This window comes from Paenibacillus sp. Marseille-Q7038, from assembly GCF_965111595.1.
On the sequence record NZ_CBCOOM010000001.1, the window covers coordinates 300,111 to 321,083 of the forward strand.

A 20,973-nucleotide genomic window follows, 5' to 3' on the forward strand; every position below is an offset into this window, starting at 1 on the left:
GGTCCATCGTGTAACAAAGTATTCACGCTTCGGCCATTCGGTCCTCGGTCCTGCAGAGGTTTTGACAGGGAAGTGGTGGCGCCGGACATATCCGACTTGGTCGGATGTCGTGAATACAAGAACGTTAGTTGAAAGTTCTAGGAAGTGAGGACATAAATGAAAAAAATGAAAAAGTTAAAAAAAGATGATGGAATAAATAGGTCTTTCAGTTCCTGCATTCATTTTTTGTGCTACATTTGCTGTATTGTCTTTCCTTGCAGTATTGAATTTAACATCATTGCCAATGAAAATATTAATAATGATGCTTTGTATTCTATTCATTATTTGTTCAATATTATTCTTAGCAATAACATACTATCGAAATAATATTTTTTTTAATGTGATATTAATAGCTCTCATACATCCAATTATATGGCTGTTTTCTCTTCTCATCAATTTGTTCTACATTGTGCTTGTCCCGCTTGCAATACTTGTTTTAATGATGGTTATTGTGGTCACATTCTATTTCGTCATTGGATTATCTCTCTTGAAGGTGGGGATTGATGGTAATAATAAAGCTATACTATATATTTCTACACTGATCGCAATCTTGTTATACTATTATTTTGCGGATAAACTCTATAAGTTATTTTCTACCCTTTACTATACGATGGTTTCAAATGAATATTCAAAAAATAAAAAAAGGTTATTTGAAAAGATATTTGACTTAGAATCAAACAGGAAAATTTTATATTTACTATTATTATTTATTTATATAATCATTAAATTTTCATACTTTTCTGAATTTGAATTTTTGTTACAGTTTGAGTTCGTTAATGAATCCTTATTGACTTTTGTGATTTATGACACATTAGTCGGTGGGAACAACAAAATTCTTAATGTATTTAAAAAAAGAAGTAATGAGAAGTGAAATTTAAATATACGGCGATGTGTAGCATTTCGAGGAAGTTAGAACCTTCAACTAACATAATATTCACGCGCGGACATTCGTCCTGGGTCCGGCATTCGCCAGACATCAGCATACGCTGAGTCGTGAATACAGGAACGTTATATGTAAGAATCTGAAGTGCTAAATTTTATAATTTAAAGAAGGATTGATCTTTATATAAAGAATGAAATATAGTAATGTGGGTTATTATGGGAAATTTGTGGAGGGTAAGACATGGAGATAAAAGATTATTTATCTGTTTCTGTTAGCAGTATTGCATTAGTTTCGTTAGTATCAGTAATAGTAACTTTAACACAAAAAAAATATGAAAACGAACGTACTATAAGAAATCAACTTACAGATACAATTTCAAAGTTAATTGCTTTAAATATAGAAAATCAAAAAAATAGAGAGGTAGATAACCAATCTAATAGAATATCACTCAATAGAATCTTTAATTCACAAAGAAGATATTTGGTCGAACAGTCAATTTATTTGATGGATAAAATAAAAGGGTTAGTTACAGATGTAGAGTATAATATTATTGCAATTGCATTAGTCAATACAGGTGATATTAATAATGCAGACGTATATTATTCTAAATGCGTTGATGCATCTCCAAACGATATCTATAAACTTTATAATACTAGAGGATATGCCAGATTTTTATTTGATAATGTAAATCATGATGCAGGTAGAAAGAAATATAAAGAAGCTTTAGAAATTAATTTATTAGATAATGATAGAAATAGATATGATAGAGGAGATACTTAATGTGGGCTGGTATTGAATATGAACATAACTATAAGGAAGAATCCAAGCGTTTATTTGATAGAGCTGAAATTACTTTCAAAAGTATTGGTAAGCAATCATATAAAGACAAGGGTCTTGCTCATCTGTACGATATAAAACAAAAGCTATTTTAAGAAGATTGAACTGAACCCCGAATGGTAGACACTTAAAAAAAGTGACTCCATTCGGTTTTTTTCTATTTTCTTTCTAGAAAAGTCCCGTTATACTAACATTACAATTTTTAGAACGGAGTATTTTTCATGAGTAAGATTATCTTTAATGAACACCAACAAAGACAATTAGAGGCCAATCCAAATGTTAGAATCGTGACAGATCGGACGATTCAATATACCCCCGACTTCAAACTACTAGCGGTTAAACAAAACCAAGCTGGCAAAGGACCGGCAGAAATTTTCACAGAAGCTGGATTTGATTTGAAGGTGGTTGGCCTAAGTAAAGCACGAAGTGCCTTAGATCGTTGGCGTAGAACCTTTCAAACCTACGGAGAAAATGGTTTTTTTGAAGAACGTCGAGGAAAAGGCAGTAAAGGACGTCCTAAGAAAGAAAATGCCTCCGCAGAAAGGAAATTAGCTCAAGCAGAAGCGCGTATTCGATTGCTAGAGGCGGAGTTGTCTTTACTAAAAAAGCTAGACGAGTTAGAAAGGCAGGCGAAGAAGAATCGTCGTTAACAGCTCGAGAGAAATACCAAGCCATCAATGAAACGATTCGACTCTATCAATTAAAAAACATGGTCCGTTACTTATGTGAAGTAGCTAAAGTAAGTCCTAGTGGCTATTACAAGTGGCTTCAAAACGGAGAAAAACGAGCCATGAGTGAAGAATCAGATTATCAAGATTATCTCTTTCTAAAAGAAATTTATGATCAAGCCAATGGGAAAATTGGTTATCGTGGTTTGTATATGAAAGTTGCTGAAAAGGCCGGTCAGCCCATGAATCATAAAAATCTTACGTTTAATGCGCAAGTTTCAGTTCTTTGCCAAAGTACGAAGAGCAAATCCTTATCGTACGCTAGCCAAAGCTACAGAAGCTCACCGCCAGGTACCAAACCACTTAAAACGTCAGTTCAACCAAGAGGAACCTGGGAAAACATTCGTAACCGACATTACTTACTTGCAAATTCAGGGTGGTAAAACGGCTGATTTGTCTTGTGTAAAAGATGTGGCGACACGGGAATTGTCGCTTATGAACTTTCAACGAGTTTACGGATGGAAATTGTCTATCGAATGTTAAGCAAATTAGAAGACTTTATCGGGAATCGACTACATCCAGAAGCCATGATTCACTCCGATCAAGGTTTTCATTACACCCATCCAGAGTACCAGTCTCGTGTAAAGAGGATGGGACTCCTACAATCTATGTCACGAAGAGGAAACTGCCTAGATAACGCACCGATGGAGTCTTTCTTTGGGCACATGAAAGACGAAATACCTTATAAACAAGCGACCGGTATAGTAGAACTAAGACGAATGGTTGATGATTACATGGACCACTATAAAAATACAAGAAAGCAATGGACATTAAAAAAGATGACTCCGGCAGCATACCGAAGTCATCACATCGCCGCTTAAATAGCGGCGCATCCTTTTTTTAAACTGTTTACTTAATAGGGTTCAGTTCATTTATTCTGTGCAGTTCCCTTTATTTATTGTTGTTCGTTCAAGCTATATTTCTTTAATACCGAATTACGGAATGTATTATACTCTGAAAGTTCCGAGATTGATAAAGTTTGCAAAGGGGCATTCGGTTCCCCGCCAGTCAACTTGATTTTGCCTAAGTTATCATTGACTACAGAGTAATCATCAAAACTATTCTTCATCAGAAAAATCACACTCGGCTCATCTTTCTTGAGCTCTATATAATTACCCACTGTAAACTTCTCTCCTTCATGAAGACTAACAGGTTCAATAATAGTCAACTCTTTCTGGTCTTCTGGAAATAAAATGTACCCTTTGTAAAGGATTTTGAAAAAAAACTAGGCAACTTGTTGAAGCTACTGTCTGTACTTTACAGGCGCCAGCTTTTTTAGATTCCATTGTCCGCGATAATGATTGTAATACGTCATGTAATTCTTAATTTCTCGCTTTACTTCTTCTAGTGAACGAAGGGGAAACTTCATACGCTAAAATTTTATTCGTCTCTGCGTCTTTAATCGTCGACAAATACGCACGTTTATTGCCTTTGTACATTAAATATGTAATATCAGTTAATAACACCTTTCCAGCTTCGCCTGGCTTGAAGCGATGTTCTTTTGTCGCTTTTGCCATTCTACGAGCTGGATTGGCTTTCCGAATAGGACAGATGATTTCGAATTTTTCATAATACGGCGGATAACGTTTCAAATTGTACGTAATCTTGAATTGATTTTCTAATGTCATTTTGATTTGACGTGCGCCTTTTTTCTTCCACGAAAATAATACGCCTTTAAAATGATTTCTTTTACAATCTCATCTGCTTTAGTCTTAGCTACACGCTTTTGTTTTGATTTTTCAGTAAAGTAATTGTAGTATCCCGAACATGATACTCCCATAATATCGCATCGATAGCTAATCATGCGTTTCAGTTTGTACTTTTGGATCGTACGATGAATGAGTTCAAACTTTACCTGTACTGCTTCCTCTCGTAACAATTTATTCTTTGCTTCTAGTCGTTCATTTTTTTGTTCTAATGTTAATTCACGTTCCAATGGGCGACCTGAGTTCGTTTTACGAGTATCCTGTAAGCCTTCTACACCTGCTTTACGATATGAAGCACGCCAACGTTTCCCAGCAGAACGAATACGTTTCATACCAATACATTCAACATCTAAGCCCGCTTCTTCAAAAATTTCACGGGGAAGATTCCCCTGTTCATTTTGTGCGATGAAATGGCGCTTAAATACATCTGTATATGTAATTCCTTTCTCACTAACAGCCATTACGTTTCGATTCTGTTTTAACAGTTCTTGTTCTTTCTTCGTCAGTAATCTTTTCGTCATAATTTTTCCGCTCCAACTTCTGTTTTTTTCATTATAAACAACAATACCCTATAAGATGGGCTTTTTTCAAAGTGTCCATCTTATAGGGTACATTTTAAAAGTCAGTTGGCTTTTTTATTATTTTATCGATTTTAATAGTTGTTCTAGTAGAGAAATCCTGCAGGTAATTGTCTGCATAAACCTCTACGTTATGTTCTCGATCCGAAAAGTCTTCCGTCGCATAACCTACTACGATCAGTTCGACATACTCGTCTAACTTATCAATATCTTGCAATTTGAGAGAATTAGTAGATAAGTGCGTAATCTGTTTGTACGGATCAGCAGCACTTTCTTGATTATTAGAATAGACAATAGCCGTCGTTGCAATAAGCGTTACTGATAATAAAGCTATCACAATATATTTAAATCTTTTCTTCAACATAACCCCGCCTTTTAGTTAGGAGATCCTCCCTTTGTTCAGCAAAAAGGAATCAGTTTAAAAATATACTAATTTTGGTAAATGAACAAATGTTACTCCTATTTATTTTGTTTTCGAAGCCGGATAGAGCATTATGAATAACAAAAACATCTTACTTTTTATTAAGTTTTTATTAAGAACTATTTAATGTTTATCTACTAAACTAATCAATGTTACTTACGGCAGACTTTTATTCTCGCCAAAAAGTATACATAATAGGTGGTCGGTTTTTACTGGCTGCGGAAACAACGGTAGATGAAACTGATGTGGTTGATATTGTCCTCAGCGACAATAGTATTACCGTAGACGGTGCGGCTGCATCCAAGGATTCGAAAGCACCTGTTTACGTCGGTGGAGAGATTATTTATTACCATGACCAAGATACGTATGAAAGTGGAAATCCCTATGGGGAAGGAACTGAAGATGAAAAGCATTCCGAGGAGGAAGCTGCACTTCACACTGCTGTAACGATTACGAAAGAGGGCACTTACCGAATTTCCGGTAAGCTGTCATATGGACAGATTGTGGTTGACCTCGGTGAAGATCGCCGCACAGACCCTACTGCGGTTGTAAACTTGATTCTTGACGGTGCAGATATCAACTGTACCATTGCTCCAGCTGTCATTTTCTACAATGTATATGAGAGTGATCAGGCTTGGGTTGCTTACGATAACGGAGAAACTGAAGAATACACAGCTTCTGCCACTCAGGATACAACGGATGCGGGTGCGAATGTAATTCTGGCTGACGGCTCTGTTAACAATATTAGCGGTTCTCATGTTGCTCGTATTTACAAAGACAATGATCAGAAGAAGAAAAAATATAAGTATGACGGCGCATTCTACTCCGTCCAGTCAATGAATGTGAACGGTGAGAAGCTGGGCACAGGCGTGTTAAACTTAACTGCCGACAACGAAGGTATGGATACAGAGATGCATCTAACCATCAATGGCGGTAAGATCAACATTCAGTCTCAGGACGATGGTATCAATACGAATGAAGATGGTGTCTCTGTTACTACGATCAACGGCGGAAGTCTGCATGTTGTGGCAGGTTTGGGATCTGAAGGTGATGGTATCGATTCTAACGGATATCTAGTCATTAACGGCGGAACAGTTATTTCTCTAGCTAAGCCTCAATCAGACTCGGGTCTAGATGCCGACAAAGGTAGCTATATTAATGGCGGTTATGTAGTTGCGACTGGTTCCACTATGGACTGGGCTGAAAGTGACTCTGAGCAAGTGACAATGAACCTTCAGTTTGCTTCTTCTCAAAATGCCGAGGAAGCGATTATTGTTACTGACTTAGAAGGAAAAGTCGTATTTGCTTATGACCCTGAAAAGGACGAGTCCTCAGGTGAAAACTACCGAGGATATCAGGGTGCTGTGATCAGTAGTCCTGAATTTCAAGTAGGTCAGTCTTACAACATTTATGTTGGCGGTGATGTGAACGGTAAAGAAGTAGACGGTCTGTACGATGTTTCCACGGTAACAGGCTTCTCTGCAGAGGCGACGAAGTAGCAATACACGGGTACCGATGTGGGTATGGGAGGACCAGGTGGTGAACGACCTGAAATTCCGGACGATAGTCAAAGACCTGCACTTCCTGAGGATGGTCAAAGACCTGAACTACCTGATGGTGAAGCGCCTGGTAATGGCGAAATGCCAGATGGTGAAAGACCTGAAATTCCTGATGATAGTCAAAGACCTGCACTGCCGCCTGATGGCGAAATGCCAGGAGCAAACGGCGAGAGTTCCACAGGTCAGGCATCGACTGTATTTTACATGACGGATAAAGTGAATGCTTTCTCTGGTGTTTCTGATTTTAAAGCTAGTTCTATGTTTACTGATGTCGCTGCGGATGCATGGTATGCTGACGATATCACTAATGTAGTAAATAAGGGCTTGATGAACGGGATGTCGAGTACTACTTTTGGTCCTAATATGAACCTGACTCGCGGAATGATGGCTACGATCTTGTATCGTATGGCTGGTTCTCCTGACGTTACAGGAGATGCTGCATTCTCCGACGTGTCTAGCGATAAGTACTATGCTAAAGCTGTTGCTTGGGCTGCTAAACAGGGAATTGTGGAAGGATACAAAGACGGTACATTCAGACCTAATGACAATATGACCCGCGGAATGATGGTTACTGTTCTTTACCGCATGGCCGGTTCACCGGATATCACGGCGGATTCTGGCTTCCCAGATGTAACAAGCACGAAATACTATGCTGCTGCTACAGCTTGGGCGGTTAAGCAAGGGATTGTGAACGGTTATCCGGACGGTACCTTCAAGCCAGACACGAATATCACACGGGCTCAAACAGCGGCTATTTTGAGTCGTAACACTGCAAACTAATAAATAGTTAAAAATAGAATTATCAAGGGCGAGGGAGCGATTTGCTTCCTCGCCTTTTCTTTTTGAGAATGTAAGATGGCGCGATTTTTCGGAGAGGCGACATATCCAACCTGCTAAGATTGACGACCCGGCAACTTTGTTGCCTTAAGCCTCTTGGGCTCGTAAATACAAGAACGTTATGAGACATCATCGTGATATAATCAAAGCAAAACGGATTAAGGCAGGAGAAACAGAATACATGGATGATTTTACGAAAAAACGGATTCAGAAGATCATGGACAAGTACACTGAAAATGCAGTACCAGAACATGTGAAAAACCAGATTAAAATCAGTTATAAGATCAGAGGAAAACATGTGACATTAATTGAAGAAAGACAAGGCTACAAAAGTGATCAATGGGTGCAGATGCCTATAGCTCAGTTTAGATTAGATGAACAGGAATGGAAAATATACTGGCAAGACAGTAAAGGGAAATGGCATTTTATAGATGACATAGAACCAAATGAAGATTTTGAAACACAGTTAAAGATCGTAGATGAAGGGCATAACGGATTGTTTTGGGGTTAACTTGAAGAGGTAAATGACATCCCATAACATACTATTCAAACATCGGCTTCTTGCGGAGTCTTGGTCTGCTTGATGAATTTACTGAGGGGTTTAGCAGACACATTCCAATCCTAACTATCGCTAGTCGAAAGTTAGGGTTGGGACAACGTGAATACAAGAACGTTAGGCGAAATTTTCTAAGGAGGTATAGATTTGTATGTCTGATCATTGGGACATCTATTTTTGTGAGATTGAAGATAAATTTTCATCAATTGTGTTGGATATGGATATCTGGAAGGAGATTGATAAATCTGAGTATCCGTATCCAAAGGTTTTAAGAATACCAATCAAAAACCCGGGAGAAAGCGGCACTCCTATTAATGAAGAGGCTGATTTAATCAATGCCCTAGAAGACAAAATTAATAATGAGATTATAGATGTTGGGTTTAATGTTGGCAGGATAACTACCGATGGTTTACGAGATGTAGTTTATTATTTTTCTAAACAGTATGAGCTAGAAAAAGTAGCAGAAAAGTATTTCCTTGAACATGGTTATGAGATTGAGGTTCATAATATGGAAGAAGAAAATCCTTGGGATTTTTATTTTGATTTCCTTTACCCCAACAAATATCAAATACAACATATGGGGAATAGGAATGTTGTCGAACAGTTACGAGAGTCAGGGGATAAATTAGAAGAACCGAGAAGGGTAGATCACTGGATTTACTTCCAATCCACTGAAGATAAAGATCGCTTTGAAGCTAAGGTTAAACTTCTCAGTTTCAATATCAGTTCCAATCCTTCTAATGACGAAGAAATTTATTCTCAGATATATCGTCATGATGATGTCGACTTCCATTCAATAAATGAAGTTACGGACAGCCTTATTGATTTAGCAGAAGAATGTAATGGTGATTACGATGGATGGGAATCCATAGTTATTAAGTAGATGATAAGAAGAGGATTTTGGCATGTAGTAGATTCAGTGACAACTTCCTGGGGGAATTCGTGAATACCTGAACGTTATCGGAAATCCTCACATAGCAAAACAAAGAGAGAGGTTGTCACTAATGTTTCAATATAAGATAACAGCGATATAAAAAAATGATAATTAGCAATGGTACTGTTTTGCAGACATTCGATGTAAGTAAATTTAGTCAAATTGATGGGCTTGCTTTAGATGAAGATGAAATAAAAGTTGCTGTTTCAGGAATATTGCTTAATGGGGAAAGTGTCCTAGAGATCATAGGGCTTGGTAACTCCGAGGATGGTAATACGATAATTGAAGGAATAAATGGAACAGATCTTGTCTGGTTGAGCCATGACCATTTATTAATAAATACGGGGAAGTATATCTCTCGGATTACTATTTCGACAAGTCAAATTGAGCCTATCCATAAATTTAGTAGAGTTTCTTACGCACCAATTCATTTATCCATAAGTCCCTCGAAAGAAAAATTAGCATATTTGCGGTGGAAGTCTGATTCACAACGAATTTGTCTTTATAATAGGACAACAAATGAATCTGAACATTTCAAAGTATCCTGTAGATCATACTGTTGGCTTGATGATCGAACTATTTTGTACAGCAACTTGAATGGAATAAAGCTGCTTGATGTTGAAAACGGTAAAATTTCAATCTTTTTGAAAGATGCTAAATCTCTTTTGAGATTCCCTGAGTTTAAATATCGGTGTAGTGAATTATCAACAATAATAGAGGGTAGTAAGGAATACTACAGTGTAAAGGATGTAGAAAAGCCGTTATATTTAAATCAAAGGATATTCTTTAAAGTGATTGCTAGTAATGAACAACGTGAGTGTTATAGTGCAATCTTATCTACTGATTTCGAGAAGAAAGATATACAGCAGCATCATTTTCAAAAAGGTATATATCATGAAAATTATTATGCTGATTCTTCGAATTCTATATTCTTATATTCGAAGGAAGCAAACGATCGTGATTTTCGTCTTTTGCCATCTCCTGGTGTACCGACTGGGGCTCTTGTATTCTATAATCAAGATTGGGATTGGGATGAATAAAGACTTACATAAATGTTTTATTGAACGTCATGAATTTCTTAATGAGATTTATGACGTTTTTTTATTTTGAGGGAAGGTTTATTTATGCTTCAAAGACGACAAAAAAACATAATAGAAATGGGAGAGAAACTTATGGATCGCTTGGTAGTCATGACGGTTGGAAAAACGCATAGCGGCAAAACCACCTTTGCCAACGAGTTGGAATCTGTACTACAACAATCTATTGTCATTGATCAGGATAATCATGCTGAATTTATTAATACGCATTATAAGAAACTTCGTCCTACAGAGGGTCCAAACACTTTAAAATTCTCTGTAACTAATACCATTGTGAACTATGCTATAGAGCAAAGCAATCTCCACATCATCTTAAGTAACTCCAATTTGAATAAATCCGGGAGAGTAAACCTACTCCAATATTTTCATGAGAAAGGATTTAAAAGTATGATTGTTTACTTTGATTTACCTTCAGATCTACTAAAAGATCGAGTTATACAAACCCAAAGAAGCAAAGCTATCTTTAGAAGTGCGTCAAGTTTTTTGGAAGTATTGGAGAGACAAGAAAAGTCGCCAGGAATACAACCCAGTAAAGATGAAGCAAATTATATATTTGTCATTAAGGACCCCGATCATATAGCAGAGGTTATTCAACAAATCATAGCAATCAATCTGAAATGAAACCTCCAACCATCGATTTTGATAGTTGATGCGAGGAGATAATGATCATAACCAAGTCCATAAAGGTCCCTGTATTCTTGGTATGTGAACCTCATTACTTACATACAGTTATTGTAGTTGATCTAGAAATTGCAATCCCATTATTAGAGGGGAGGAATTACACGCGTGGAAACGTTTGGTAGAGGGTGTCTCTGGCTTATTATTGGTGTCATCGGATTGATGCTTCTTGCGTTAATCACACAAAGCACGATCAACATTCCATGGTTTATCTTTATCCCCATTGTGATACTCGTCTTCTGGATTGCCTCAAAGAAGAGCAAAAAATGAAGGTGCGGTGCAAACATAACTTGTATTTACATGACATCGTATGGCAATATTTCCGAACAAGTGGATTGATACAGATACGTAAAATCATGATAAGTAAATAAGCAATTCACAAAAAGGAGTTCTAGAAATTCTCTAGAACTCCTTTTATATGCTGCTTGTTACTTTTGAGGGTTACCATTTGACTGGTTGATCACTAAAGCCACAATAGAAAACACAATAAAAGTTGAATAAATGAAAGTTGCTAAATAAACACTCCCACCTTTGGAAACCCAAGCGATGACAGCGATGATTAAACCTAAGATATTAAATATGAGCAAACGTACAATGAAGTTGTTAACCATTATCGCAATTACATAGTTAACGATACTCATCGCAAGATTAAATGCATATCCTCGTTAGTGAATCAAATTTTATTTATAGAATGGAGCAGGTAGTTCGAAAATGGATGTATTACAAATGAAGAGATTAACAAACTATCTTGAATTCTTTCAGAATGACCGTAGTGTCTTTTTTACTGAGAGCAAGGGTTGGAGGATAGAAAGCCCAGAAGTAAGTCAATTTAGAGAAGAACTATATGATACCGAATTTCTACTCGTTTTTGATTGGGTTCAGTGGATTACTGAAAATGATGAATTTAAAAATGTGAATAATAATGTAAAAGATAAAATTAGGAATGCAGATTTAGAAACCCTCAGGAAATTAATGACTAGTTATATTCGAGGGGATCGGTTTAATGAAGGTCTTTTTATTGATGTGATACTAAAAGGACATGTTACTGATATTTTATTAAGACTTCAAGAACTGATTAATGAGTAATGCAGAGAATAAATGCTGTGCAATCTAAGTTTATGGAGGCTAAATCCGTGAGATTAATTGGTCAAGTTCAAGAAGATTTAGTAATTGCGGAGTTTCTGTTTGGAGAGTTTTACTCTGATAGATTTAGGAGTGGAATAGTAGAAGCACTTGGTGATTATGATTCAGACTCGATTACTAAACCTAACTTGGAAAATCAAAATGATAACCAATTAAGAAGAGATATTCTAGGTCAGACAAGGGGATTTGGCCGCAATACCGATTTGTTTGAAAATTTTCCAGGAGAAGTTACATGGTATAAAGCCGTTTTTCAGAAGCAAGATCTAAGTGAAGCGATGTATATCAATTATAGTTATTGGAATGAATTATCAAGTGGTACGAGACTTCCTATTCACGCTTCAAAGAATATTATCGAAAATGTTGAAGTATTTGGATTAAGTAATCAAGGATTTTATGATATTTCTGTAGCAATCAAGAATGGAAAAGTGTTCCCAAAGCTAATATTTGTTGCGATGAATGCTACTTCGAAAGTAGTTGTACTTGAAGGTCATGCGAGATTAACAGCTTATTATATGGATCGTAAATATATACCTGATGAAATGGAAGTGTTCATTGGGTACTCTGACAAGTTTAGTGAATGGGATTTATATTAAAAACTTAAATATGTGGATGAAAGTATAACATTTCATTGAGGGGGGATTAAATGATAAAGCGTTCATTAAGTGATATTTGTGAAATGGTAAAAGGCCATGGATTAAATCAAGCATACAATTCAAATCCGATCTCAGGAGTTTCTATAGATACCAGAACGCTTAGTGCAGGGAATTTGTTCATACCAATTATGCGAATAGATAATGGACACAAATATGTTCAGGAAGCCTTTGATAAGGGTGCAGCTGCTTCACTTTGGCAAATGGATCAGCCTAATCCTCCAAAAGGAGTTCCTATTATTTTTGTTGAGAACACGTTAAAGGCTCTGCAAAGTCTGGCAAGAACATATAGAAATCAATTAAATAGTAAGATTATTGGTGTAACAGGAAGTAACGGCAAAACAACCACAAAAGACATGATATTTTCTATCGTATCTACCACATATAAAACACAGAAAACGTTAGGAAATTATAATGGAGAGTATGGTTTACCTTTAACCCTGCTTGAACTAGAAGAAGATACAGAGGTCGCTATTTTGGAAATGGGAATGAGTAACCCAGGAGAGATTAAGTTGTTATCAGAAATTGCTCGTCCCGATATTGCTATAATCACGATGATTGGCGTCTCTCATATTTCAACAATGGGTTCAAAAGAAGCGATTTCTAAAGCTAAACTAGAAATTCTTACAGGATTAAATCAAGAAGGGACGTTCATTTACAATGGGGATGAGCCATTATTAAGTGACGAGCTAACAAAAATGAAAATACCAGAATCATTAAAAATCATTCGTTTTGGAGAATCCGCAGATAACCATTATTATCCGGTTAAAGAAGAACAATCAGATGAGGGTGTTCATTTTATATTAAATGATCGTGAGGAATATGTTATACCCATGCTCGGTAAACATAATGTTTTTAACGCGATCGCTTCTATAGCAGCAGCTAAGGAATTGAAAATATCATTAAAAAATATAAAATCAGGTCTCCAAAAAATAGTTATCACAGAAATGAGAATGCAACAAATAAAAACGAAACTAGGATACACCATTATTAATGACGCATGGAATGCAAGTCCTGTTTCTATGAAAGCAGCGTTACAAACGATGACTGAACTGACTGGATATAAAAGAAAGATTGTAGTGCTGGGAGATATGCTTGAGCTTGGAGTTAATGAAATCGAATACCACAAAGAAATTGGTCAGGTAATCAAATATGGTTTAGTCGATTACGTTTTTACAATAGGAACTTTGAGCGAACATATCTCTAACCAGCTCTATGAAAGTTACCCATCTACACATGTAAAACATTTTATAAGTTCGCAAGAACTTGCCGATCACATAGATAATGTAATAGAAGAAAACGATGTTATTTTATTTAAAGGTTCCAGAGAGATGAAATTAGAAGAAGTCGTTAAAAAACTTGCTTAGATTATTGATTATTTATCGAAAAGGCTCCAAAACAGTATATAACAAATTATTAACGCTTCGGGACTGAAGCCCTTGGTTGTCAGATATATAATCATTTGGAGAAAAATCAGACGATAAACGACCCAACCTAAGATAAGAGCATTATCTTAGGTTGGGTCGTTTCGTGAATGCCAGAAGGTTATATGATATTCTCTGGTAGAGGTGTATATATGAAAAAGAAACGGATTTTAGATATAAGATTATTTGAAGAGCTAGAGCATGCTAATTCACTTTCTGAATATGCCGGGAAATTATATGAAATTGAACAAGAAGCTCATTTGATATGTGCTAGATATGCAAGAAAGCTTAGAGAAGAGGGGTTCATCACAGGCGATTTCGATCATGTATATATTGTTATGACTCCATCACTTGAAGAACAAAAGATATGGGAGTCAGAGCAGAGAATCGAAAAATGGATGAAATATTATTATATAGGAGTTTCTACAGCCTTCTTTAACTGCAAAACAGACCAGGAGAAAGAGGAATACATTCTAGAAATCATCTCAAAAGTATTGAGAAGAATTGCGATGAATGCAGAACAAGCAAGATTAGTTAGTGATGTACAAAATATACTGTTTAGATCAGGCAGTGAGATAGAAATCACTCATTTATATAAGGAAACAAGTAAATACAGTGTGAAAGTTGTATACCAAATTAGGCCTTTACATAAGAAATCAAAAGCAATCATTGAATATCATGATCTGATTCATCATGTGAGAAGGAAATCTGTATTTTTAGAATTGAATTTTTACGAAGATATATACTTCTTAGTATCTTCAGTAACGTTGAAAATGGAGTTTTGAGTATAAAACCGAGGGTTTCACAAAGTGCGAGTTATCATATTAAATCATATAGAACTCCATTTTTAATTAGTATTAATGAAATCCCAATAGTAGAATAGATAGATCAAGAGGAAGGACTTCAACAAATTTAATTAAAAATATCAAATTGCGGGCTAATAGGGTTGAAAACAGCAACCAAAAAATCCGGTTGCTGTTGATTTCATTTCTTTTGTAGAGAACGTTTAATTAAGCTGTAGGAAACGAATGATCTCACCGTCAATTATGTCTTCGCTAGCCCTTTGAAACCCTAAGGATTCATAAAGGTTCCCAGCGATAAAGTTATCGGGTCTGTGTCCGATCATTAATTTTTCACAGCCGTTTTGCTCCATAAGATCAATTAACTTTTTCATTGCTGCTTTGGCATAACCATTGCCTTGATGATTCTCATCAATCATAAGTGCAGGTATCCAGTGGTTACCATCCTCGTCAGGGCTTTTACAAAAGACAATAAATCCGACTAGTAACGCCTCCGAATATATCGCACGCAGCTCAAAATCATCAACATATTTAGATTCTGCAATCCAGTAAACAATAGGAGCAGGAAAAACACGAATTTGTTCTTGCTTTACATGTAACTTGGTACAATCGTACCAGTTGTCACTTGATACTGGTTTTAATTCAATAACCACATAAATTCCTCCAGAGTTTTTAAATCACAGAGGAATTCCTCTGTGACTATAAACGTATTTTCTCCGTAACAACCACCACAGTAAGGATATTCTTCATACCACATCACTCCTTTCGATAATGGAAAATATATTCATTATTATATCTATAAATTATTTTCTCTGGTTGGTACAAAACGGTTATATAAAAGAAGTCTTGAATCTGCCTTAATTTAGATGTGTCATATATTCAAATGCTGTTGTTCCATATACCCTTTTAAAGTGTTTATTTAGATGGGTTAAATCAACAAAACCGCAGGCAGCTACTGCCGAATAAATATCTTTATTTTTTTCAATTAACTGTTTTGCACATTCGATTTTGTAGTTAAGAAAGTATTGGTATGGTGAAATGCCAGTATGAGCCTTAAATATTCGGATAAACTGAAACTTTGATAAATCGAGCTCTTTGCAAATCTCATCAAGCTTAAGTACTTGTTCTAAGTTAGCATGAAGCATATCCTTTGCTTTTCGAATTAGCGTGTTATCTTTTTTGTCGTTTGTAGAGAGATTGGTTTGAATAAGATTATCCGTGAGGGATAAGAGCAATTCACTGCACAACGCTTCATCTTTTTCACTCAAAATGGCTTGAGAAAGATGTAATATTCGTTGTTCAAGTCTGTGATCATATATAATAGGAGTTGAAAAGCGTACGATATCCTTTTTCTCCATTACCTCTAAAAGCAATTGAGGTTCAATGTACAGCATGACATAATCAAGCCCTGACTTATCATGTGCCATTCCGTCATGTGCCTGTTCTGGATTAAACAACATAATTCCATTTTGATAAGATAATTGTAGACTTCCATCCAAGTTATAATGCTGAATGCCACGCAGTGTTACTCCTATAGCGTACTCCTTGTGGGCGTGCTTTTTATACTTAAATTCACTCATACTTGCTGATAATGCCGTAACGCCTGCCGATCTTTTATATATAAATTTGTCCATTATAAACACCTCTCTATATTACATCCAGATCATGACGGCAGCATAAGCTAAAAATAAAGCCATCATCACATTAACAGTCTTATTATACTTCTGTAATAACTCCTTAAAGATTGCACCAAAAAGAACCCAGGTTGTAAAAGCTGAAAATCCAATCATAGTTATCGTTATAATACTGATCGTCAAAGCAGGGATCGCGTTATAGTACGGCATAATAAAGCTTGGAATTACAGTGAGTGTAAAGAGTATTGTCTTTGGATTTAAGAACTGCATAAGGAAGCCTGATAGGAAGGTAGTCGTTTGGTTTACTGTTGGGTTGGATGTATCCGTTTTGTAAATTTGATAAGCGAGATAGAACATATAAATGCTCCCGATGATCTGCATTACAATTAATATTTTCGGAATGATCGTTATCATAATCGTATTTAGCAGTGCAGAAATAACAAGTAATAAACCAAAGCCAATCGTTGCACCATACGTATATTTTATCGCCTTTTTTGCCCCGAAATTATGTACGATAGACAATATGACGATATTCGTAGGCCCTGGGGTAAAAGTAGCAATCATACAGTAAATCAAAAAAGATGTAATATCCATGAGAATGCTCCCTTCAAGATCTTCTCATATCCTACATCTAATGTGAAATGCCATATAGTATATTATTGCAGAAAGTAAGCTTCCTTCCGTTTGGGAGTAGAGGTGGCAAAAAGCCCTGATGAGATCAATAGATTGATCTATCAGGGCTTTTGTATTATCTAGTTACCTAGACAGCTAGTTATTTAAAAATGCCGAATGGCGCACCAATCGGAAGGAAACGGCGTCCAAAATGTGCGTTAAGAACAGATGCGCCACAACCATATAGGGATACAATAGCAATACCCATTTCTGCATAGGCTGCAATGGTATGGAATACATGAGGTGCAACTCCAAATGCGTCGAGCGTTAATCCTAAGAAAAGAAAATCAATCAACACAAATATAATGAACAGTACTTTATTGGTTTCCATAGCACCGATCGTCATGAATAGTGTGAATATCAAATAACCTAGAAAGGCGAAGCCAAGCTGTTTCCCATCTATGTCAGCGGCCAAAATCGGACCAAATGCGCCCATCTTCATTAACCAGCTGCTCGCTACTCCGAGCCAGAAGAAGCCGTACGCACCGAATGCCGTCATCCCAAACGTATTATTATGCTTTGCGTCTTGAACAGCTGCGAAGATCTGGGCGATTGCACCAAGGAAAATAGCCCAAGGAATCACGTAACTGAGTCCTGTTGTCAGACCAAGCTTCTGTGAAGAAGCGACAAGCGTTACGATTGCTAAGCCAAATAGGCCAATTCCGCTTGGATCTGCTGTAACGATTTGTACTGATTGTTTTGCATGTGATGTCATAGTTGCCTCCAGTAAATATACATGTGAAATAGGCCAAACAGTGGGATCACCATTCTGATTAGCCTTGGAAATCATATCACAGTCATTGAAAAAGTGTAAGTGAAAATTTTTGATATACAATTCATTATTAAATAGTAGTGTATGAGATTACTACAATCTAACGTGTTGCTTGCTCAAATAGCTATCGTTCCAAGGATGAAATATGTATAATTATGGAATAATACCCGGTGCCAAATGCTCTAGCCTAGTATAAAAGCTATCTATATTAAACTACTTATTTGGGGGGACTTATGCCTAGAACACATGATGCGTCAGGAATAGCAATTATTGATGAACAGAACCGGATTTTATTAGTCCATCAAACTTATAAGAAGAAACACTGGTCGTTGCCGGGTGGAATAGTCGAAGACAATGAATCGGTTTGGGACGCTGCGAGAAGAGAACTTAAGGAAGAAATTAATATAGAAGCGGGAGAGATCGAACTATCAGGTATGTATTATATGTCTCATCGAAATGGTTATATATATGTTTTTAGAACAAGAGAGTATTTTGGTGAATGTAAGGTAGATGGGAAAGAAATAAATGAGTATGGATTTTTTGATATCGATAATCTCCCTAGACCGATTACTAATTTTACATTGGAAAGAATAAGAGACGCAATTAACAATACGAAACCTGTATTTAAAGACCAAAACATCATAGACTATATAACACTTACATAGATTGAGGGTAGAATATAATAATCAGGAGAAAGGTGATGAATATGAAAATAAGACATTATCTAATTATGGCGATGTTATTTAGCATCATATCTCTTCTAACGGGATGTGTGCCTGGGGATGGAGCGAATAATGCTCAAGATCTTGCGGGATTTTTTAGTGGAGTATGGCATGGATGGATCGCTCCGATCTCATTAATACTCGGTTTATTCAGCGATAACATCAGATTATATGAAATCTATAACACAGGTTGGTGGTATGATTTTGGCTTTTACATCGCTGTCATAAGTGGTTTCGGAGGAATTTCGCTTTTCCGTCGTAAAAAAGGAAACTAGAATGAGGTTAACTTTGCGTAAGAGGGGTTTATAGAAAGCGAATCAGGCAATCATCCCACACTGGCTGAGTTTAATGACTTTTTCGATGTCGTTTACTATAGCCAGTGAGGGTTATGTAGGTTCATCAACTAGAATGAATCCTCTTCAACATTGCCTAACTCCCTTATAATCTTGTAAATTTCTTCAGTTCCAAAACGATCGTCGCCAAAAGGTAATACCAGTGATCCTAAAGTTATATAAAAGAATTGTTCCTCCGTTTCAACGATATTCGTAAAACTAATAGTAGCAGGAATCGGCCTGCCTTCTTTATCTTTTATTTTTGTTTCAAAACTACCGGTTAAAAGGTTTTGACCATTTTTTAGTTCAACATGTGAAATCAATGAGCTATCTATCGTGAAATTATATTTTGTTCCTTTAATAAGGAGCTCACCAGTGCCACCCTCGCCAACAAGATAATCTCCATCGGGCTTAATTTCTTGATCAATAGATATTGTGCTGTTAGTACTACTTAAATCATCGAAATCATCAAAGCCGAAATTTTTAGCTGTTTTTAAATTGTTCGGACCATCGAAAAGGGGCGGTATTTTTTCGGGATTGTAATTTTCTTTTAAATGTAGTGTGTATGGACTCGTTCCATCAAAGGTAACGGGCTTAGAAGTTTCATTTCCTATGAGTAAGCTTACGCTAATAACAATCGCTAAACCAAGGACTCCTCCTATGGTTAACAAAACTTTTCTGTTCATAAAATAAATACACGCCTTTTCTTTTTTTATTGAAAAGATCGCATTCTAGAATGCACTATAGTTAAAAATGTGATTATAAATAAAGATCAAGAAAATAACGAATAAGAATAGGTGAGCACTCAAAAGGTATCGTTTGATTTTCTTGAATATTTTTATTTCTTGAATTAGTTTAAGCATCCCAATGGTTAGAAGATTGACTATTAAAAAAGTGATTACGATTCCTACAGCAGAAGTAGTAAAAAGAGATAACTGATCATTGAAAGTGATGTCTCCCGGAGGCTGCGAACTGGCATCAACCCTAAACACATCAGTAATAAAATTAGATATCTTCACTGCGATCCAAGTAATAGCTGAACTAACAATAAAATGTATAAAGAATACTAGATACATAATTCACATCGCTTTTCTTTTATTAGAGTATAAGTAATATATTTCATTTCCAATATTTAAGCAATATTAATAATATAAACAATCTAATAATCTCTTATAACAGAGTTTTCATGCATAGGGAAGTTCTAGATAAATCCTAAACCCAATCTTTGAAAACTATATCAAGTGGTACAAGGGAGCGGAGTAAGCATTGATGATATTCTTTGATTTAGACGAAACGTTATTTGATTTTAAGGCAGCGGAATATCTCGCTGTGAACGATTTTTTTACGCAATGTGTTGAACAGTCTAATCAACATGCGGATGTCTTTTATCAATTGTGGTGTGAAGTTGGCAAGACACATTTTGATCGATTCTTACGCGGCGAGCTTACCTTTGAACAGCAGAAAATAGAAAGAGTTCTAGAGATTTTTCATAGATCAGGAGTACAAATAAATGATGTTCATGCTCAGAAGTACTTCCAGATTTATTTGAATCGTTTTGAAGAGAACTGGAAGGCGTTTGATGATGTTATACCTACACTAACAGCGCTGAGTAACCATCGTCTAGGGATTATTACTAATGGGGATTCCGCTCAGCAAAGACAAAAACTAGAGAAGATCGGGATCATGGATTATTTTCAGGTTATCGTGGCAGCAGGAGATATCGGCATATCCAAACCGAATACAGAAATCTTTGAGTATGCCTGTCACCTTGCTGAGGAGAACCCTGCAGATTGTTATTACGTGGGGGACAATATGGATTCGGATATCATACCATGTGAGAAGATTAAGATGAGAGGCATCTGGCTTAATAGAAAAAATGAAAATAAAAGTCATACTCGAAGTATTAAACGTCTGAATGAGTTACAAAGTCAATTTACATAGGAGAGCCAAATCATGAATAATGTTTGGAAT

Annotated in this window: 23 protein-coding genes and 2 pseudogenes; 17 read left to right on the plus strand and 8 right to left on the minus strand. The window is 36.2% G+C overall.

The genetic code is table 11. The annotated features are described in order from the left end of the window. Positions 1 to 1,162: 1,162 nt before the first annotated feature. From ACWPWY_RS01470 to ACWPWY_RS01480, 3 genes and pseudogenes are all read left to right on the plus strand, one after another. Positions 1,163 to 1,702, plus strand: coding sequence for a hypothetical protein (locus ACWPWY_RS01470; RefSeq protein ID WP_454190063.1), 540 nt, complete (start codon positions 1,163 to 1,165; stop codon positions 1,700 to 1,702). Continuing rightward, positions 1,702 to 1,854 (plus strand): hypothetical protein, encoded by a 153-nt coding sequence (locus tag ACWPWY_RS01475; protein ID WP_454190064.1) that lies wholly within the window; start codon positions 1,702 to 1,704, stop codon positions 1,852 to 1,854. The genes ACWPWY_RS01470 and ACWPWY_RS01475 overlap by 1 nt, the downstream gene beginning before the upstream one ends. Positions 1,855 to 1,980: 126 nt before the next feature. Next, positions 1,981 to 3,308: pseudogene (locus tag ACWPWY_RS01480) on the plus strand (IS3 family transposase). 74 nt (positions 3,309 to 3,382) lie between these two features. Here ACWPWY_RS01480 and ACWPWY_RS01485 read toward each other — a convergent pair. The 3 genes and pseudogenes from ACWPWY_RS01485 to ACWPWY_RS01495 all read right to left on the minus strand — a co-directional run bounded on the left by ACWPWY_RS01485 (position 3,383) and on the right by ACWPWY_RS01495 (position 5,135). Further along, positions 3,383 to 3,655: a hypothetical protein gene (locus ACWPWY_RS01485; protein WP_454190065.1), complete on the minus strand. Its 273-nt coding sequence runs from the start codon at positions 3,653 to 3,655 to the stop codon at positions 3,383 to 3,385. A gap of 75 nt (positions 3,656 to 3,730) precedes the next feature. Continuing rightward, a pseudogene (locus ACWPWY_RS01490) lies at positions 3,731 to 4,714 on the minus strand (IS3 family transposase). Positions 4,715 to 4,808: 94 nt separating this feature from the next. Beyond that, positions 4,809 to 5,135, minus strand: coding sequence for a hypothetical protein (locus ACWPWY_RS01495; protein WP_454190066.1), 327 nt, complete (start codon positions 5,133 to 5,135; stop codon positions 4,809 to 4,811). A 302-nt stretch (positions 5,136 to 5,437) separates the two neighbouring features. Between ACWPWY_RS01495 and ACWPWY_RS01500 the strand changes: the two genes are divergently transcribed. From ACWPWY_RS01500 to ACWPWY_RS01550, 11 genes are all read left to right on the plus strand, one after another. Next, on the plus strand, positions 5,438 to 6,691 hold the full coding sequence (locus ACWPWY_RS01500; protein ID WP_454190067.1) for a carbohydrate-binding domain-containing protein: 1,254 nt from the start codon (positions 5,438 to 5,440) through the stop codon (positions 6,689 to 6,691). 24 nt (positions 6,692 to 6,715) lie between these two features. Continuing rightward, positions 6,716 to 7,531, plus strand: a complete 816-nt coding sequence (locus tag ACWPWY_RS01505) for an S-layer homology domain-containing protein (protein ID WP_454190068.1) — start codon at positions 6,716 to 6,718, stop codon at positions 7,529 to 7,531. 238 nt (positions 7,532 to 7,769) lie between these two features. Further along, positions 7,770 to 8,099, plus strand: coding sequence for a DUF3024 domain-containing protein (locus ACWPWY_RS01510; protein ID WP_454190069.1), 330 nt, complete (start codon positions 7,770 to 7,772; stop codon positions 8,097 to 8,099). Positions 8,100 to 8,295: 196 nt separating this feature from the next. Next, positions 8,296 to 9,027 carry a DUF695 domain-containing protein gene (locus tag ACWPWY_RS01515; protein ID WP_454190070.1) on the plus strand — a complete coding sequence of 244 codons (732 nt, stop codon included), beginning with the start codon at positions 8,296 to 8,298 and terminating at the stop codon, positions 9,025 to 9,027. Positions 9,028 to 9,182: 155 nt separating this feature from the next. Further along, a complete protein-coding gene (locus tag ACWPWY_RS01520; protein WP_454190071.1) occupies positions 9,183 to 10,118 on the plus strand; it encodes a hypothetical protein in 936 nt (311 codons plus the stop codon). 132 nt (positions 10,119 to 10,250) lie between these two features. Beyond that, entirely contained in the window at positions 10,251 to 10,796 is a 546-nt protein-coding gene (locus tag ACWPWY_RS01525; RefSeq protein ID WP_454190072.1) for an ATP-binding protein, read from the plus strand. Positions 10,797 to 10,961: 165 nt separating this feature from the next. Then, on the plus strand, positions 10,962 to 11,123 hold the full coding sequence (locus tag ACWPWY_RS01530) for a hypothetical protein (RefSeq protein ID WP_191797393.1): 162 nt from the start codon (positions 10,962 to 10,964) through the stop codon (positions 11,121 to 11,123). A 441-nt stretch (positions 11,124 to 11,564) separates the two neighbouring features. Further along, complete coding sequence (locus ACWPWY_RS01535; protein ID WP_454190073.1) at positions 11,565 to 11,939, plus strand: DUF6508 domain-containing protein; 375 nt, start codon at positions 11,565 to 11,567, stop codon at positions 11,937 to 11,939. Between the two features lie 47 nt (positions 11,940 to 11,986). Continuing rightward, the gene (locus tag ACWPWY_RS01540) at positions 11,987 to 12,589 is read left to right on the plus strand and encodes a hypothetical protein (RefSeq protein ID WP_454190074.1); all 603 of its coding nucleotides are present in this window, start codon (positions 11,987 to 11,989) and stop codon (positions 12,587 to 12,589) included. Between the two features lie 50 nt (positions 12,590 to 12,639). Next, positions 12,640 to 14,013 (plus strand): UDP-N-acetylmuramoyl-tripeptide--D-alanyl-D-alanine ligase, encoded by a 1,374-nt coding sequence (locus ACWPWY_RS01545; RefSeq protein ID WP_454190075.1) that lies wholly within the window; start codon positions 12,640 to 12,642, stop codon positions 14,011 to 14,013. A 209-nt stretch (positions 14,014 to 14,222) separates the two neighbouring features. Further along, a complete protein-coding gene (locus ACWPWY_RS01550; protein WP_454190076.1) occupies positions 14,223 to 14,855 on the plus strand; it encodes a hypothetical protein in 633 nt (210 codons plus the stop codon). A 221-nt stretch (positions 14,856 to 15,076) separates the two neighbouring features. On the opposite strand, the gene ACWPWY_RS01555 is transcribed toward ACWPWY_RS01550, so the two are convergent. From ACWPWY_RS01555 to ACWPWY_RS01570, 4 genes are all read right to left on the minus strand, one after another. Further along, on the minus strand, positions 15,077 to 15,523 hold the full coding sequence (locus tag ACWPWY_RS01555) for a GNAT family N-acetyltransferase (RefSeq protein ID WP_454190077.1): 447 nt from the start codon (positions 15,521 to 15,523) through the stop codon (positions 15,077 to 15,079). Positions 15,524 to 15,727: 204 nt separating this feature from the next. After that, positions 15,728 to 16,504 (minus strand): helix-turn-helix domain-containing protein, encoded by a 777-nt coding sequence (locus tag ACWPWY_RS01560; RefSeq protein ID WP_454190078.1) that lies wholly within the window; start codon positions 16,502 to 16,504, stop codon positions 15,728 to 15,730. Positions 16,505 to 16,522: 18 nt separating this feature from the next. Then, positions 16,523 to 17,098 carry a LysE family translocator gene (locus ACWPWY_RS01565; RefSeq protein WP_454190079.1) on the minus strand — a complete coding sequence of 192 codons (576 nt, stop codon included), beginning with the start codon at positions 17,096 to 17,098 and terminating at the stop codon, positions 16,523 to 16,525. A 178-nt stretch (positions 17,099 to 17,276) separates the two neighbouring features. Next, entirely contained in the window at positions 17,277 to 17,891 is a 615-nt protein-coding gene (locus ACWPWY_RS01570; protein ID WP_191797411.1) for an acetate uptake transporter, read from the minus strand. Positions 17,892 to 18,181: 290 nt separating this feature from the next. On the opposite strand from ACWPWY_RS01570, the gene ACWPWY_RS01575 reads away from it, so the two are divergent. Next, positions 18,182 to 18,613: an NUDIX domain-containing protein gene (locus ACWPWY_RS01575; RefSeq protein WP_454190080.1), complete on the plus strand. Its 432-nt coding sequence runs from the start codon at positions 18,182 to 18,184 to the stop codon at positions 18,611 to 18,613. Between the two features lie 35 nt (positions 18,614 to 18,648). Next, entirely contained in the window at positions 18,649 to 18,945 is a 297-nt protein-coding gene (locus ACWPWY_RS01580; RefSeq protein ID WP_454190081.1) for a hypothetical protein, read from the plus strand. 128 nt (positions 18,946 to 19,073) lie between these two features. Here ACWPWY_RS01580 and ACWPWY_RS01585 read toward each other — a convergent pair whose 3' ends face one another. After that, on the minus strand, positions 19,074 to 19,688 hold the full coding sequence (locus ACWPWY_RS01585; RefSeq protein WP_454190082.1) for a hypothetical protein: 615 nt from the start codon (positions 19,686 to 19,688) through the stop codon (positions 19,074 to 19,076). Positions 19,689 to 20,271: 583 nt separating this feature from the next. On the opposite strand from ACWPWY_RS01585, the gene ACWPWY_RS01590 reads away from it, so the two are divergent. Further along, positions 20,272 to 20,943, plus strand: a complete 672-nt coding sequence (locus tag ACWPWY_RS01590; RefSeq protein WP_454192764.1) for an HAD family hydrolase — start codon at positions 20,272 to 20,274, stop codon at positions 20,941 to 20,943. Positions 20,944 to 20,973 lie beyond the last annotated feature (30 nt).